The organism is Shewanella sp. SR43-4 (assembly GCF_014163845.1).
GTDB classification, from domain to species: Bacteria; Pseudomonadota; Gammaproteobacteria; order Enterobacterales; family Shewanellaceae; genus Shewanella; species Shewanella vesiculosa.
The window spans coordinates 179,531-194,557 of record NZ_JACJEB010000009.1; the positions used below are offsets into that span (position 1 = coordinate 179,531).

General features: G+C 33.5%; 13 protein-coding genes. All 13 read right to left on the reverse strand.

Annotated features, from left to right (window positions below; genetic code table 11):
* Positions 1-110 precede the first annotated feature (110 nt).
* A complete protein-coding gene (locus H5123_RS12375) occupies positions 111-2,045 on the reverse strand; it encodes a nucleoside-diphosphate sugar epimerase/dehydratase (protein ID WP_182698143.1) in 1,935 nt (644 codons plus the stop codon).
* Positions 2,046-2,156: 111 nt separating this feature from the next.
* Entirely contained in the window at positions 2,157-2,705 is a 549-nt protein-coding gene (locus H5123_RS12380; protein WP_182698144.1) for a sugar transferase, read from the reverse strand.
* A 15-nt stretch (positions 2,706-2,720) separates the two neighbouring features.
* Complete coding sequence (locus tag H5123_RS12385; protein ID WP_182698145.1) at positions 2,721-3,656, reverse strand: SDR family oxidoreductase; 936 nt, start codon at positions 3,654-3,656, stop codon at positions 2,721-2,723.
* Entirely contained in the window at positions 3,653-4,867 is a 1,215-nt protein-coding gene (locus H5123_RS12390) for a glycosyltransferase family 4 protein (RefSeq protein WP_182698146.1), read from the reverse strand. The genes H5123_RS12385 and H5123_RS12390 overlap by 4 nt, the downstream gene beginning before the upstream one ends.
* A complete protein-coding gene (gene wecB / locus H5123_RS12395) occupies positions 4,867-5,994 on the reverse strand; it encodes a non-hydrolyzing UDP-N-acetylglucosamine 2-epimerase (RefSeq protein ID WP_182698147.1) in 1,128 nt (375 codons plus the stop codon). The genes H5123_RS12390 and wecB overlap by 1 nt, the downstream gene beginning before the upstream one ends.
* The gene (locus H5123_RS12400; RefSeq protein ID WP_182698148.1) at positions 5,991-6,863 is read right to left on the reverse strand and encodes an SDR family oxidoreductase; all 873 of its coding nucleotides are present in this window, start codon (positions 6,861-6,863) and stop codon (positions 5,991-5,993) included. The genes wecB and H5123_RS12400 overlap by 4 nt, the downstream gene beginning before the upstream one ends.
* A gap of 2 nt (positions 6,864-6,865) precedes the next feature.
* Positions 6,866-7,903: a polysaccharide biosynthesis protein gene (locus tag H5123_RS12405; protein WP_182698149.1), complete on the reverse strand. Its 1,038-nt coding sequence runs from the start codon at positions 7,901-7,903 to the stop codon at positions 6,866-6,868.
* Positions 7,904-7,944: 41 nt separating this feature from the next.
* Positions 7,945-8,985: a glycosyltransferase gene (locus H5123_RS12410; RefSeq protein ID WP_182698150.1), complete on the reverse strand. Its 1,041-nt coding sequence runs from the start codon at positions 8,983-8,985 to the stop codon at positions 7,945-7,947.
* 564 nt (positions 8,986-9,549) lie between these two features.
* A complete protein-coding gene (locus H5123_RS12415; protein ID WP_182698151.1) occupies positions 9,550-10,338 on the reverse strand; it encodes a polysaccharide deacetylase family protein in 789 nt (262 codons plus the stop codon).
* Between the two features lie 51 nt (positions 10,339-10,389).
* Entirely contained in the window at positions 10,390-11,364 is a 975-nt protein-coding gene (locus H5123_RS12420; protein WP_182698152.1) for a GNAT family N-acetyltransferase, read from the reverse strand.
* Position 11,365: 1 nt separating this feature from the next.
* Positions 11,366-12,493 (reverse strand): hypothetical protein, encoded by a 1,128-nt coding sequence (locus H5123_RS12425; RefSeq protein ID WP_182698153.1) that lies wholly within the window; start codon positions 12,491-12,493, stop codon positions 11,366-11,368.
* Positions 12,490-13,617 (reverse strand): polysaccharide pyruvyl transferase family protein, encoded by a 1,128-nt coding sequence (locus H5123_RS12430; protein ID WP_182698154.1) that lies wholly within the window; start codon positions 13,615-13,617, stop codon positions 12,490-12,492. The genes H5123_RS12425 and H5123_RS12430 overlap by 4 nt, the downstream gene beginning before the upstream one ends.
* Positions 13,618-13,620: 3 nt before the next feature.
* On the reverse strand, positions 13,621-14,934 hold the full coding sequence (locus H5123_RS12435) for a hypothetical protein (RefSeq protein WP_182698155.1): 1,314 nt from the start codon (positions 14,932-14,934) through the stop codon (positions 13,621-13,623).
* Positions 14,935-15,027 lie beyond the last annotated feature (93 nt).

The following is a 15,027-nucleotide window of genomic DNA, read 5'->3' on the forward strand; positions in this document are numbered from 1 at the left end:
TATATGCTTCACAAGTAATAAGCATAAATTAATAACTAGCTGAGACTAACAACTAACTGAAACTCGATAAATCACCAGTTATAAATAATAAAGAGTAAAATATAAAAAAACTAAGAAACAAAGTTAACGACTTTTTTTACTGATGCGCTATTTTTGGCTTTTTGTTGATACACTAAATCACAAATACCATCTGTTGGTGCAAAACCAGTTGGCGTACCAAGTAAAATGTCCCGAATCAATTCATGGTCAAAATCATGACAAGCGGCATCTAAGCGATCGAGGATGACAGAATATTCTTTCCAGGTCAGATATAACTCGTTAGCTGTCATGATGCGCTCATGTTCAGTGCCGGTAACATCATCACCAATCAGCAGTTCTTCGTATAACTTTTCACCTGGGCGCAACCCACTAAACTCGATAGCAATATCACCATCAGGATTATTATCACTGCGCACTTCATAGCCACTTAGACGGATCATCTTTTGAGCTAAATCAACAATCTTGACCGAGTTACCCATATCTAACACAAAAACATCACCGCCCTTGCCCATAGCGCCAGCTTGTATGACTAATTGCGATGCTTCTGGTATGGTCATAAAAAAGCGAGTGATATCAGGGTGCGTTACAGTAACAGGACCGCCATTAGCAATTTGAGTTCTAAACAACGGCACAACCGAGCCCGATGAGCCAAGCACATTACCAAAACGAACCATACAAAAACGAGTTTGATGATTTTCACGAGAAAACGCTTGCAGCACTAATTCTGCCATGCGCTTAGTTGTGCCCATCACATTAGTTGGCCGCACAGCTTTATCTGTAGACACTAATACAAAGGTTTCAACTTTGGCCGCTATAGCCGCTCTAGCAGTATAAAGAGTACCAAATACATTATTACGAACACCTTCTACTACATTATGCTCAACTAAAGGCACATGTTTATAAGCAGCTGCATGGTAAACCGTTTGCACGCCAAACGACTCCATAACGGCTTGCACACGATTCTCACGCTGCACAGAACCCAGCAAAGGCAAAATTCTAACGTTTAAGCCAAGCTCTTTCGCCATGGAATTTAACTCACGCTCAATGGCATACAAGGCGAACTCGGACAGTTCAAAAAGAATTAACTTTTTAGGTGACTGTTTTAAAATCTGTCTACATAACTCAGAGCCAATAGAGCCACCCGCGCCAGTCACCATCACCACTTTATCTTTAATATTGGCAGTCAACAGATCTTGTCTAGGCGCAACAGCATCACGGCCCAGTAAATCATCAATTTCGACTTCTTTAATATCAGTATAAAGCTTGGAGCCATTAACCAAATCAGACATAGCAGGAATAGTTAATACCTGTACCGCTAGAGGTTCAAGCCGGGTCAATATCGTTTGACGCATAGATCGGCTAGCACTGGGCATTGCCAATAACACTTTAGTGGCTGTTTTCTGCTTAATCAGTTTACGGATAATAGACGGGGAATGAACATGTACCCCTTGAATCACAGAGCCATGCAAGGATTTATCATCATCAACAAAAGCAAATGGGTAATATTCATGGCTTTGTACTAATGAGGTCAATAACTGTCTGCCACTAACACCAGCACCGTAAATAATCACAGGCTCACCAATACGTTTCATCCCGGTGCCCACAAGCGAACGCACTAACGCACGCGCCCCGCCCACAAGCACAAGGGCAAAAGCAATATAAATTAATGGTACGGTTCTAGGGATAGCAACATTGGCATAATACGACACTAATATCAGTGAGAACGTTGAAAAAACAACGCCCCCTAAAATGGCTATAAGGGCTTGTAAGCCCATGTACCTTAATACCGCACGATAAAGCCCTAGCCGAGTAAATACAAATAAACTAAAAGGCACAACAGTCAATATAACAGCCCAATTGGCATAATTGCTTAATACATTAATGTCATCAAGTCGGACTAATAAGGCACAAAAAAAAGCTACCATTAAAAATAAGGAATCTACAATAAGGCTCACTAAGCGTTTTTGGGCTCGTGATAAAGAAAAAATAACTTGCAAAAAATCCATCTTTTGCTCCTTCGCTAAGATTATATTCATTTACTACAACTTAAGACACATGAAACTAATTTGAAATATTTCATATAAAAATTAATAAAAATATTATATCTAAATAAATCATTATTTAATTCTATCACCACTACCACTGCCAGTTACAGTCATTAATATATACTTAAAGTAATTAGCAATCGTGAGAGTATCGATCATTTCTCGGTCTGTTTTGGCAAGTAGTTCAGGAGTCGACATATCTATTTTGTTTACTTGGGCAAGACCAGTAACACCAGGGCGTACAGCAAAAACATTTTTAGCATCACGAGCTTGAGTTAGCTCTTGTTGGTTAAACAAACCAGGACGAGGTCCAACTAAACTCATTTCGCCTTTTAGCACGTTCCAAAGTTGTGGGAGTTCATCTAACTTTGTTTTTCGTAAAAAACCACCAAAAGGAGTAATCGAAGTTGTACTGGCTAAGTGACTAGCAACCGATGCCGTATCGAGGGTCATTGTTCTAAACTTCACTAATATAAATGGTTTTTTATTACGACCAACTCGTTCTTGGGTAAATATAGGTGAGCCAGTATCGAACAAACCAATAATGTATAAAATAAATAAAAATGGCATGAAGCAGATCAAGCCCAAAAGTGAAAACAAAAAATCGAGTAAACGTATCATTTATAGGTCCATTAATTATTTTAATGAGTGCTTTTTAGCGGCAAGTTTAAAACCATGTTCAACTGAATATGGCGGTTTCCAATTGAGAGTATTTTTTGTATGAGTAATATCTAACTGTAATGAACCAGTTAACCTATCAATCACATCACGCTTATTAAGTAATTTACCAGCCAACTTAAAGCACCAAACCGGCACTGGTAGGGCAAAGTTGTTCTTATTCTGCACCTTAGCCATTAAGGCAACCATTTCAGCAGTTGATAAATCATTATCATCAGACACTAAAAATATTTGATTAGCCGCTTTAGGATGAATAATACAAACCTTGATTAAATCGACCAAATTATAAACTGATACTAAACTACGTCTATTCGTTTTTATAGATCTAAAAGGTAGGGGTAAACCTTTTCCAACAACACGCATTAATGATGCAAAATTTGCTTTAACACCTTGACCGTAAACCAGTGGAGGTCTAATTATGACTATCTCCATGCCTGTTTGTTTACCAAGTTCAAGTAACTGCTGCTCAGCCTCAGCTTTAGATTTACCATAAGGGTCTTCAGCAGCAGGTTTATCACTTGCAGTATAAGGAGCTTTACAACTAGTGCTTTCACCATTCACTTTAATTGAACTTAAAAATATAAACCGCTTAACACCAGCTTGTGCAGCTTGCTTTGCTAAATTGAATGTCCCCAGAGTATTAACCGCTCTAAACTCAGTAATAGGATAAATCGCAACATCATCCATAATATGAACCCTTGCCGCACAATGTACCACGACATCAACACTTTCAAGAGAATCGAAATAAGAAGAAGTTGAATCAAGATTATGAGGATAAACCTTCCCCAAAAAGGATGACTTTCTGCCTAATAAGTTTAATTTGTAGTGGCCTTGTAATTGCTCAATTAAATTGTTGCCAACAAAACCAGAGTAACCAGTAACTAAAATCTTCAATGTGATTTATCCATAGCTAGTAAAATCTTTTGAGCAGCTTGTTCAACAGAGAAGCTTTGTTGTAACAATTTGAATGATTCTAGCCCCATTTGTTCACGTAACTCTAATTTATTATCTAAAAGTTTAACTGCTGACGTAAAAAGAGCATCATCTTCTCCATTTACGTGGGCAAAACCAGAACCTGAATCATTTATGTATTTGATCAAATCATTACCAACATTAACACTCCCCAAAATAGGTAATGACTGAACCATATAGCCAAGAAGCTTCCCAGGGAAATTATGAGCTTTGTGAGTTTTAGATAGAGTAAAAAGTCCTACATCCACTTGAGTTAACATTTCTTGATATTGAGATTGGTTTACTGATGGTAATATAGTCACATTCCCCAAGTTATAATCTTTTTTTAATTTATTAATGAGCTCAAACTCATCACCTTGTCCAACAAATAAGAAATGTGCTTTGGGATGGAGTTTCAAACGATTAGCTAATCGAAGTAAATTATTCATATCTTGAGCAAATCCAATATTCCCACCGTAAAAGAAAATTACTTTATCTGTAAGATTATAAGTTTCTCTAATGTCTATGAAATAGCTCTCAAAAAAAGACGGTATTAACGACGCCCAATTATGCAATATTTCAACATTATTATATTGAGGATTAATAGAGCGAAAATACTCAACATTAGCTTTAGACATTAAACCTATTTTATTAGAAGCTTTATAGTTTAGATGTTCGAAAAAACGAAAATACTTGGCAATGAAAGAACCATCTTTAATCAAACCTTCATCAATTATCCACTGAGGAAACATATCCCTGAGCACTAAATAAATATAAGTATTATATTTGTTTTTAAATTTTTTAGCTAAGTAACCGAAGAATATGGTTGGCGAATAATTAACACATAAATCAAATGGTGCGGTTTCTACTTGATTTTTAATTGCATCCCATGCTTGAATCGATAGTAAGCTCTCGTTTATTGCCCGTTTTAATTTGCCGACACCACGCCTTAGCCCTGCACGAAATCGCCAAACGACAACACCATCAACAGTGTCAATTAATAGTTTTTCGGCTTGATTAGGTAAACCGGGGGTGATCACAACAACTTCATGCCCTTGTTTCATAAACTCGTGCGCAAGTTCATGAAACATTTTTGCATGTACCAATGTACTACTTGGTAAATAATCATCTGGTAGGAGGGCTATGCGCGCCATTATTTTCTCCAAACAACTCGGTTTACGTAATCAGTATAACTAATTATTGTTCTTAGTACTTTATCTGAAACATTAGGGGCAATGTAGTTCTGAACTTTGTTTATAAGTCTACTTTCACCTCTTGGTTGTTTATCTAGAATCTCCATAGCCTGAAAAATACGCTCAACATTCATACCGGTAAACATTACGGAGCCTTCTTCAAAACCTTCAGGACGTTCTTGGGCATCTCTGATGTTAAGAGCAGGGAAATTTAATATAGAAGATTCTTCAGTAATTGTTCCACTATCACTCAATACAACTTTAGCTTCCTTCTGTAGCTTAACGTAATCACTAAACCCAAGTGGTTTTAACAATTTAACTAAAGGATGAAACTCTAAATTCAATAAATCAATTTTCTTTCTTGTACGAGGATGGGTAGATATAATAATAGGCAACTGATATTTTTCAGCAATAGAATTCAATACATTTACATAACTATAAATATTAGATTCAGAATCGACATTTTCTTCACGATGAACACTAACAACAAAGTATTTTTCAGATTTTAAACCTAGAGTGGTTAAAATATTTGCATTAGCAATTTTATCTTTATAACGTTCTAGTACTTCATCCATCGGGCTACCGGTCTTAACAATAAGGTCAGGCTTTAACCCTTCTGCTAATAAGTATTCACGGGCAATATCCGTATAAGGCATATTAACGTCTGAGATATGATCCACTATTTTACGATTAATTTCTTCAGGAACTCGCATATCGAAACAACGATTACCTGCTTCCATATGAAAAATTGGTATCTTTTTACGTTTGGCTGGAATAGCTGCCATCGCACTATTAGTATCGCCTAAAATAAGCATTGCATCAGGTTTAACTTCAGCGAACATAGCGTCTGATTTACTTATTACTTGAGCCATGGTTTCTGCCGCGGTAGAACCTGCACACTCTAAAAATATATCAGGAGCACGTATGCCTAAATCTTCAAAAAATATTTGATTTAGTTCGTAATCATAGTTTTGACCTGTATGGACTAATACATGTTCACAGAACTGATCTAGCTTTGCAATAGTGCATGAAAGCCTAATAATCTCTGGGCGAGTACCGACAACAGTAACAACTTTTAGCTTTTTCATGCTTTATACCTTTTTACGTAATCTGTATGCATATACTCAACAAGCTCACTCCATGAAGGAGGAGTAAACTGAGTTAACAGCCTAAATTTATCCGAATTTAACGAGCGATCGATGACAAGATCTTGAGACTCATCTATGTTAATCGTTTTCTGGTATTTATCTGCTATCAAGTTTAATAGCGTGTACTTATCAATTGGATTAACTGACAAATGCAATAAACCGGTAACGTCTGGATTTGGTAAAATAGATTCAACTAACAACTTTGCTATGTAACAAGTCGGTAATCCAGAGAATATGGCTTTAGAAAAGCCTTTAGTGCTTTCGACTTGTGATAAAAACCAATCAACCAAACTGACCGAAGAAGTAAGCTCATGCCCTATAATTGAAGTTCTCAAGGTTAAGTGCTTTCCATAACTCACTTCCCCAAGACATTTAGACTTACCGTAAAGATCTCGAGCATCAGGAAGTGAAGCTTCATGATATAAACCAACATCGCCGGTGAATACACAATCGGTGGAGAAATGAATAAGTTTTGCACTAACTTGATCGCAAATATTGGCAAGCTCGTGTGGTAGCAATGCATTGATTTTAATGGCATCAATGTGTTGCTTTGAAATACCATGCTGTTTTATTAAACCTACACAGTTCATTACTACATCAGGAGATATATCTTTTACAACCTGCTCTAATGAATTGATATCGTAAGCATCAACGCCAGTAAGTAATTGTTGTTGTGAATTTTTAAAAAAATGCTCTCTACCTTCGATGCTACGGACAGTACCATATACCGATAAATTAGCTTGTTCATTTAAGTTACAGAACAAACTGTAACCCAGCATGCCTGTCGCGCCGATAATTAGTACTTTCATGCTTAAACACCTTCCGGAACAATTATATTACCAGATTCAATTTCTCGAATAAAATCAAGCTTACGCAACAATTGTTTCATACCTTCGACATCTAAACGATCAGTGTTGTGAGAATTATAGTCTTCCACTTGAGATAAGTCTGACTCGCCCTCTTCAAAAAACTTAGAGTAATTTAAATCTCTATTATCCGCAGGTACTCTAAAGTACTCACCTTGCTCTTGTGCAACAAACATTTCTTCACGACTACAAAGTGCCTCAAACAGTTTTTCGCCGTGTCTTGTACCTATAACATTTACGACATGATCAGGCTTTTTGAGCATTTCAAGTAATGCTTTAACTAAGACATCAATAGTTGCAGCTGGTGCTTTTTGCACAAAAATATCACCATTTTTGCCATTTTCGAAAGCATGTAATACTAAATCAACCGCATCATCTAACGTCATCATGAAACGAGTCATCGTAGGATCAGTAATAGTTATTGGTTCATTGTTAACTACCTGACGAATAAACAAAGGAATAACAGAGCCACGAGATGCCATCACGTTACCGTAACGCGTACAACAAATTGTTGTATTGGTGTGCTCCAGATTTCGGCTTTTTGCTACAATGACTTTTTCCATCATTGCTTTAGAAATACCCATTGCATTAATAGGATATACTGCTTTATCAGTACTCAAACAAACTACACGCTCTACATTGTTTGCTATAGCAGCTTCAAGCACATTTTCGGTACCTAACACGTTAGTCTTCACTGCTTCTAATGGATAAAACTCACAAGAAGGAACTTGTTTTAACGCAGCCGCATGATAAACATAATCAACACCACGCATAGCGTTTAAAATACTTTGACTGTCGCGTACATCACCTATGTAAAACTTTAATTTATTTGAATTAAAGTATTTTCGCATATCATCTTGTTTTTTTTCGTCACGTGAAAAAATACGAATCTCTTTAATGTCCGTATTTAAAAAGCGACGCAATACTGCATTGCCAAATGAACCTGTACCACCTGTAATAAGTAAGACTTTATTTTTAAACATCAGATTTCCATTATATTTTCTAGTAAACACATAAGCTGAGATTATATGCCTGAAAAAGCTTCATTAAGCAAATCCTTAGATTCAATTGGTAGAGTATTTTGATAATCAAAACTTGAATAACGGCACACAGCTCTTGCGATAGAGGCTGCAGAATCAGGATTAAAGGTTTCCTCTGGATCAACTAATTCCCGAACATAATCTAGCTCACTTGCAATTATATCAATACTGCAAGTTCTAGCTTCAATTAAAGGAATACCGAAAGATTCCATTTTAGATGGGTATACTAAGCAATCGTATTCAGAATAAGTCGCTGTAATTTTACTTTGAGGCAGCCAGCCTAAATTTTTTATATTCAATTTATATTTAACTGTACAATCGTTCAAATATTCAACTAATTTTTTTGATTTTTCTATATCAAGAGTTAAACTTAAAAGAGGATATATACCTTTATTTGCAAGAATAATCCAAGCCTCAATTAACCTTTTGTGATTTTTATGAGGCTCCCCGGAGGCTACATACAAAAACTTTTTAAGTACACCTGATTTTAAATTTTCATAACTCCCCACTTTCCCCCTAAAAAACATGCTTAGGGAAGGAGCAAATGGTGTAACTTTTATATCTAATTCATTTCCAAAAACTAATTGTACCTGCGATTTAACTGTTGTACTTTGAACTATAATTCGATCAACATTTCTTATGAAAAACCTAAGCCATAGACGCTCTAGGTATAACCTACACAACACTTTTACCCCATAATTCTTATCATTTCCGAAATGGAGCAATTTTACGTTTTGGATAAATAAAACAGTTTTACCTTTGAGCTTAAAAAAAGGAGGTAAGTTAGTAAAAATAAGATTATTTGTGTTTTTATTGCTTAGTTTTTTCATTGCATATTCAGAATAAAACCTATTTAACAAGCTCGGTTTAACTTTCTCAAAATGAAAAACGGCATCACTCAATTCCTTTCTTTCATCTATAAACACACAAGATTGTTCATCTAACTCTTGCAACAAAGAATTAAGTAAGGTTTCTCCACCACCAGAGTGGATGTTATTTGATTGAATCAGATACTTATAGCTCATTTTACCCCCCAATTGATGGAAATCATATTTGAATTTAACTACTCCTAGAAAAAAGATAATTTTATCCCGAGTTAATCGAATAAATTCTTAATCATATATTTCATATCGGCATGAAATTCATCTTTTTAATAATTTCATATTATAATAAAAGGTCAACTACCAATTAATTTATTCGAATAAGAATATTTACTATGTAATGTTAATATAACGAACCATTTCTCTAGTCATAAACTTTTACCTAAGCATTCTACCTCTTAGGATATATCATTATCGAATTTATGTTCAAGAAATATCCCAGATAATTTTTGAAATCGTATAATATAGAGTTAAAATAGCATCACAAACTCTATATAAAACTTCTGAAACTACATTTTAGTTTTCATGCTGTATGATATTAACATCATAAAAAAACATACAACAACCTGCCTTAGCTACTGATATAAATTCCTTTTATAATTATACTAAAGATAAGTTAAAAATTAACATGAGTATTGGTAGATGAAGCAGATTGATGGAACCCATCTTAAAAACTGTTTTTTGAGGGAAATGAAACAATGAAACTAGCTAGTAATTTCTATGCTGACTAAGAAAATATTTTATATGATTATGCTTCCAGAATGGCTCTATGTGCCGACGAGTTATCACATCATTATTATTACTTTCGTAACGTTCATAATTACATGAACTAAAAACATATTTAAAAGTTTCAGTTGCCAAATTTAATGCATCTTTGGATATGTCTGCAGCAGTTCCATATGGCCAAGCAAAAAAATCACATTCAGAATCTAGCTTTCTTTCGATATAAATCTTATCTTCAACTATCTGCGATAGGAGAGTTTGCGAATCCGTAATATTTAATCTCATATGATCAAAAGTATGAGAACCAACAGTATGACCAGCAGAATGCATATCCTTAAGCGTTTTCCAATCTAGAAATGATTTATTTTGAATAACTAATCTTTCGTGATGCTCTGGGTAATAACTCTGATCTGCTTCAATGGAACCACTATTAATGAAAAAGCCTATTTTTATACCTTTTTTATCAAAAAAGTTAGCTATATCTTCACATTCTTTAAAACCATCATCAAAACACAAACTAATGATAGATCTGTCAGTTGGTAAATCTCTATTTTTAATACGTTTTGCTACATCATCAAAATCACTCAACTCGCCTAAATGTTGTAAAGTATCATAAAAGCGATTTAAAATTTTTAGCCTTTCAAAAGAATTGAGGTTATCAAGGGCAATATAATGCCCAGCTAAAATATGCGCACTTGGTAAGTTTTGTGAAGCGAGATTGCCAGCAAAACTTAAATAGTTATCTCTTAGTAACTTACGAATTGAGCTCACCATAAAAACCTCATAAATAAAAACTTAAAGCTATTATTAAAATTTATACATATACTAATAAGTATGAAAATCCAAACCTGATAAAGCTAATTTTTCTATGTTTTCTTTAAAAATATCACTAATTGGCTGAATAAATACATTTGTCCTAGACGGCAAAGAGAGAAATTTTAACTTTCCTAATATACTAATCAAATCATTGTTTACAGATATAGGTACTCCCACGAGATCAAATTCTTTGTGCAGTATTCTAAAAGAATTTAATAACTCATTCTTTAATGATTTTGAATTAAAATCAACACTGTAACCAATAAAAACAACTTGAGCCTCTTTAAGGCGTCCTCTTTTTCCTTCACGAATAACAATCTCTGTATTCTTGCCAGTAAATTTTCTATATAAATTTATAGTCGGAGGATTAAAACGCCATTTAAGATAGTCACTACTAGTATTTAATTTTAAAATCTTACTATTTTGTAGATTATTACCTTTAAAATCAAATAATCTTTGTTGTTGCTCAGAGGACCTGAGAGGTACAAATAATTTTTTTATATCTATTAGATTAAAAAGTGTGGAGAAAGATATCCTTGGGCTAATAAAATATCTTATTGGTGTCTTTAATTCCATCCAGTCCTTACTTTTTTTTAAGGAGTTTAAACTTTGCTCATTTGGAAAAAAAAGTAGTCCATCTAATTTTTGATTTATTGCTTCTTCTCTAATCTTTGTCAACATTTTGCTAAACAAACCCTTGCCTTGGTAATCAGCATGAACAAATGTTTCATAAGGCTTAGCAACTTTAAATTCTTTGTTACCTATTTTATATTCAAGTATTCCGTACGCATTGCAAGCTATTACTTCTGCTTTATCATTTCGCACTAATGCTACTATTGATCTTCCAAAAGGGCTTTTATTAAACTTCCAATCGACCCAATCATCACTTTCTAAATAGGAATGCTTATGCGCTGTGCAGCGATTTTCTGCTAATGATGAAAAGTCAGTATTAGCAATACCAGAAGTGATTTCAATTTTAAACATTTTACCTTCCTAAACCCTTATTATGTTCTTGCATACTATGTATGATTGAAAGACAAATAAAATAAATAAATCCAAATCGAATATTAACTAATATAGTTGAACTTAATAGCCAAAGAAGATTTAACAAAAATACTCTTCTATTATCATCTATGGATCTAAAACTTGACCAGATAAAAGCAAAAACAACAAAAAAAGACATAAGGCCGAAACCTTGCAAAAGATAGCCAAATTCAGAATCAAAACTGTTTAACCTCATTCCAAAGTCATATTCTATCCGGCTAATATCACCAATGCCGAACAGTAAAGCAGCTATCGAAATATCATTTATATATAATATGTACTCTATTATCACATGATTTTTTTCTGTAAAGCTGATGATCAGCGAATCTAGATCTATAAACCTTAAGTTCATAATAATAGCAATTGATAATGCAATAATCAAAGGAATAGAAAGCATAAGTAGACGAATAAGGCTTACACCACTACCAAACATCATCATTAAAATAGCAATCCCCATACCTGTCCGGCTACCCGTTAAAAGAAGACCAATAAAACATATAAGGGATATATGTATCATTGATTTGTAACCTCGCGGAGATACAGCAAGATATAATCCTAAAACAAAAGTATAAGCTTTAGCACATTGATTTGGATTAATAAAAACACCACCAAATCTACTCCAGGATAACTGACTTACTCCGGTTGCTTGAATATATTCCTTAATCAACTGCTCATCATTAGAGTAAATATTAAGTAAAATATCACTGAAAGGTTCAATACGAAATGCAATTATAAGCTGTGAAAAAAGAATTAAATAGGAAATAATCAGGAGCAGACTCGAGATTGAAGGGACCTTTATATCAAATGGGAATAAAATAATTGAAAAAAAGACGAATATAAAAAGTAAGTATGAAGTAAAAGCCACTCCACCACCAATACTCATCCCAATTAAAATCGAAATAACACATAACAAAGCCCATATATAAGCTGATTTCATTTGAAAGCTATCGACTTTTCTTCCCTTAATAAAAAAATGTCTCAGCAAAAAAAACAGCAACAAAAGTGACTGAATGAAATAACCAAACATATTAGCTGGTGATAGAAAAACCAAAATCAGTGCTAATTTCATCTTTTTATTATTTCAGCAAAGTAATTATCTATATCAGATTTTATATTATTTAAGTCAAACTCATTATTATTCTTTTGTAATATTAATGCTTTAGCATTTTCTAATAACAAGTGACTTTCAAAGTTAATATCTTGATGGATCTTTAATATACTGCTTTCGCTATTTACTAACTTTTCAAGACCTTCAACTTTTGTATGCCAATTGTATGCCAAGCATGGTATGCCATATGACATAGCAATAATGCTAGAATGCATTCGATGAGAAAGCATGATTTCTACACCTGAATATGCTTCAGTCACAGATTCTGGAGTTGTTACAAACTTTATATCAATAGGATAATTAGCGTTTTTAAAGTGGTTTTCTAGAATTCTTGCCATATCTAGATCTTGTCCAAAGCTAGTCAATATAAGTCGTACTCCTAAATCTAACTCTAAAGCAATTTTGATTAAATTTCTAGAACACGTCTCAAGGCTTTGATCTTCAACTCCTATAACTGCATTAAGATTCATAATATTAACGCCAATATACTTAATATCGGTGTTTTTTAGGTCAACCCATTTTGAAATATTAAAAACTGGATCTGCTATTAAATTAGTTACTCTGGCATTTATGTTATTCTCTTTCAATCTAATCAATGATTTAGAGTCTCGGACACAGAATTTTTCTAGGTAAGGTGCCAGTTTCTTGAGTTTGTTGAAGTTCTTAGAACTCAATTGACTTACGCCTACGAAGCTAATAATTACAGGAACATGTAAACTATGGCAAATTTTAATAATGTCCATTATTCGGTACAGCATATGACCAGTAGCAGAATCATCGATTATTTGTCCTCCCCCAATAATAACCAACTCACTACTTTTTATTGCCGATATAAATTTATTCCTATGATTTAACCTATAATCACACCACCTAATAAATCCAGCAAGATGATTGCGATACTTATTATTCCTAGGAACCTTATGGATATTTTTTGAGTTTATTCGACTTTTTAAATCAAATTTCAACCCCATTATATCGAGACTTTTGATTGAATGCTCAACCTTAAACTCCTCTTCAATAACGTAAGAAATGAGGTCATCACCTGAATTTAAGCCAGACACACATGAAAACTTTAAAACCTCCATATATTATGCTCCTTCTTTATTATGATTAATTCTGGAATATCGCATTGTTAGTACTAAAATAAGTATTTCAATGAGTATTGATATTATCAGCGAGTATAAAAGTAATTCAGTGTTTGTATCTTCCATATTTAGATGAACTAATATTACTAATAAAGATAACAGTGAGACAACAGCTGGTCGCTTTATAGAACTTATTGCTTGTAGGATAGTTGTTACGAACCTTTTAGTAGCAATTAAAGCAAAGAGCAATCCAAACAAAAATGACCAATTAAGTGGAAGTTTAACTGTATCGCCTAACCACAATTTTAGAATAAAATCATCAAGCATAAAAATGCTAAGAAAGATAAACATCATCAACACCCATGAAAATGAGAGACGTTTATTCCAAACAGATAGTTCAAATGTAATTTTTTTAGTTGAATTTAAAGTTATATTCCTCCACTCGTACTGCAAGAATACAGTTAAAATAAGTAAAGGGAGCGAATAGTACCTCAACAGTATACCGGCCTCACCTGCTAGTGTTGTATTACCAAGAAAGCCTACTATTGCAGGTAGTGCGAGTAATATAATACCACTAAAGCCTTGAAAGAAGAAAAACCACGCTCCATCTTTATAAGTTAGTTCATCTTTCAAGGCTTTAGGTATATTACAAAAGTAAACATTAAAAAATTTATAAAGAATTAAAAGGTTAAGCATGGGAGAGAAAACTATATACAAGGAAGCAATATAATATACTTCATGACCTGTCAATAAGTCTGAAAAAAGATTTAACTTTAAGAAAGTTAGACCTATCGTTACTATTAAGTTATTAATAACAGGAACTATAATTGTTACAAAACCTAAATTGATAGCAAATAAAAACTTATTAACTAATTTTGACCAAACATTTAGCAAGCCAAAAACGACCATGAATTCTAACAAAAAAATAGATATAGACCCAGAAAGAATTTGACTCCAATTTATAAAGAAAGAAATTACTAACCAAGTAATCCAAATAACTAAAAGAGATAAACCTGATTTTTTAAAAGCTTCTTTAATCAAAATCTTTTTTAGTGAAATATCACCATTTTTTTCAGCTATAGTATATTTATTTCTAGCTTGGTTACCTACACCACCATCAAATGATATTATCCATTGATATATACTGTAAACAATAATCCAAGCCCCAAAGCTTTCACCTGACAATAAACTGAAGCATAGACTAAAATTAATTAAACTTAGTGCGATATTTGTAGATGTTAAAAGCATCATACTGGCAAGTCTATATTGACTGAATATTTTACTTACCTTTAAACTTATAATACTAAATATTTCCAAATCAAATTCCTAGTAACACTAAATAAAATATCAAAAAAAAACCAAACTTAAAAACATTGTATAGCCTTGCTCTAAATAAAATTCAATAATAAA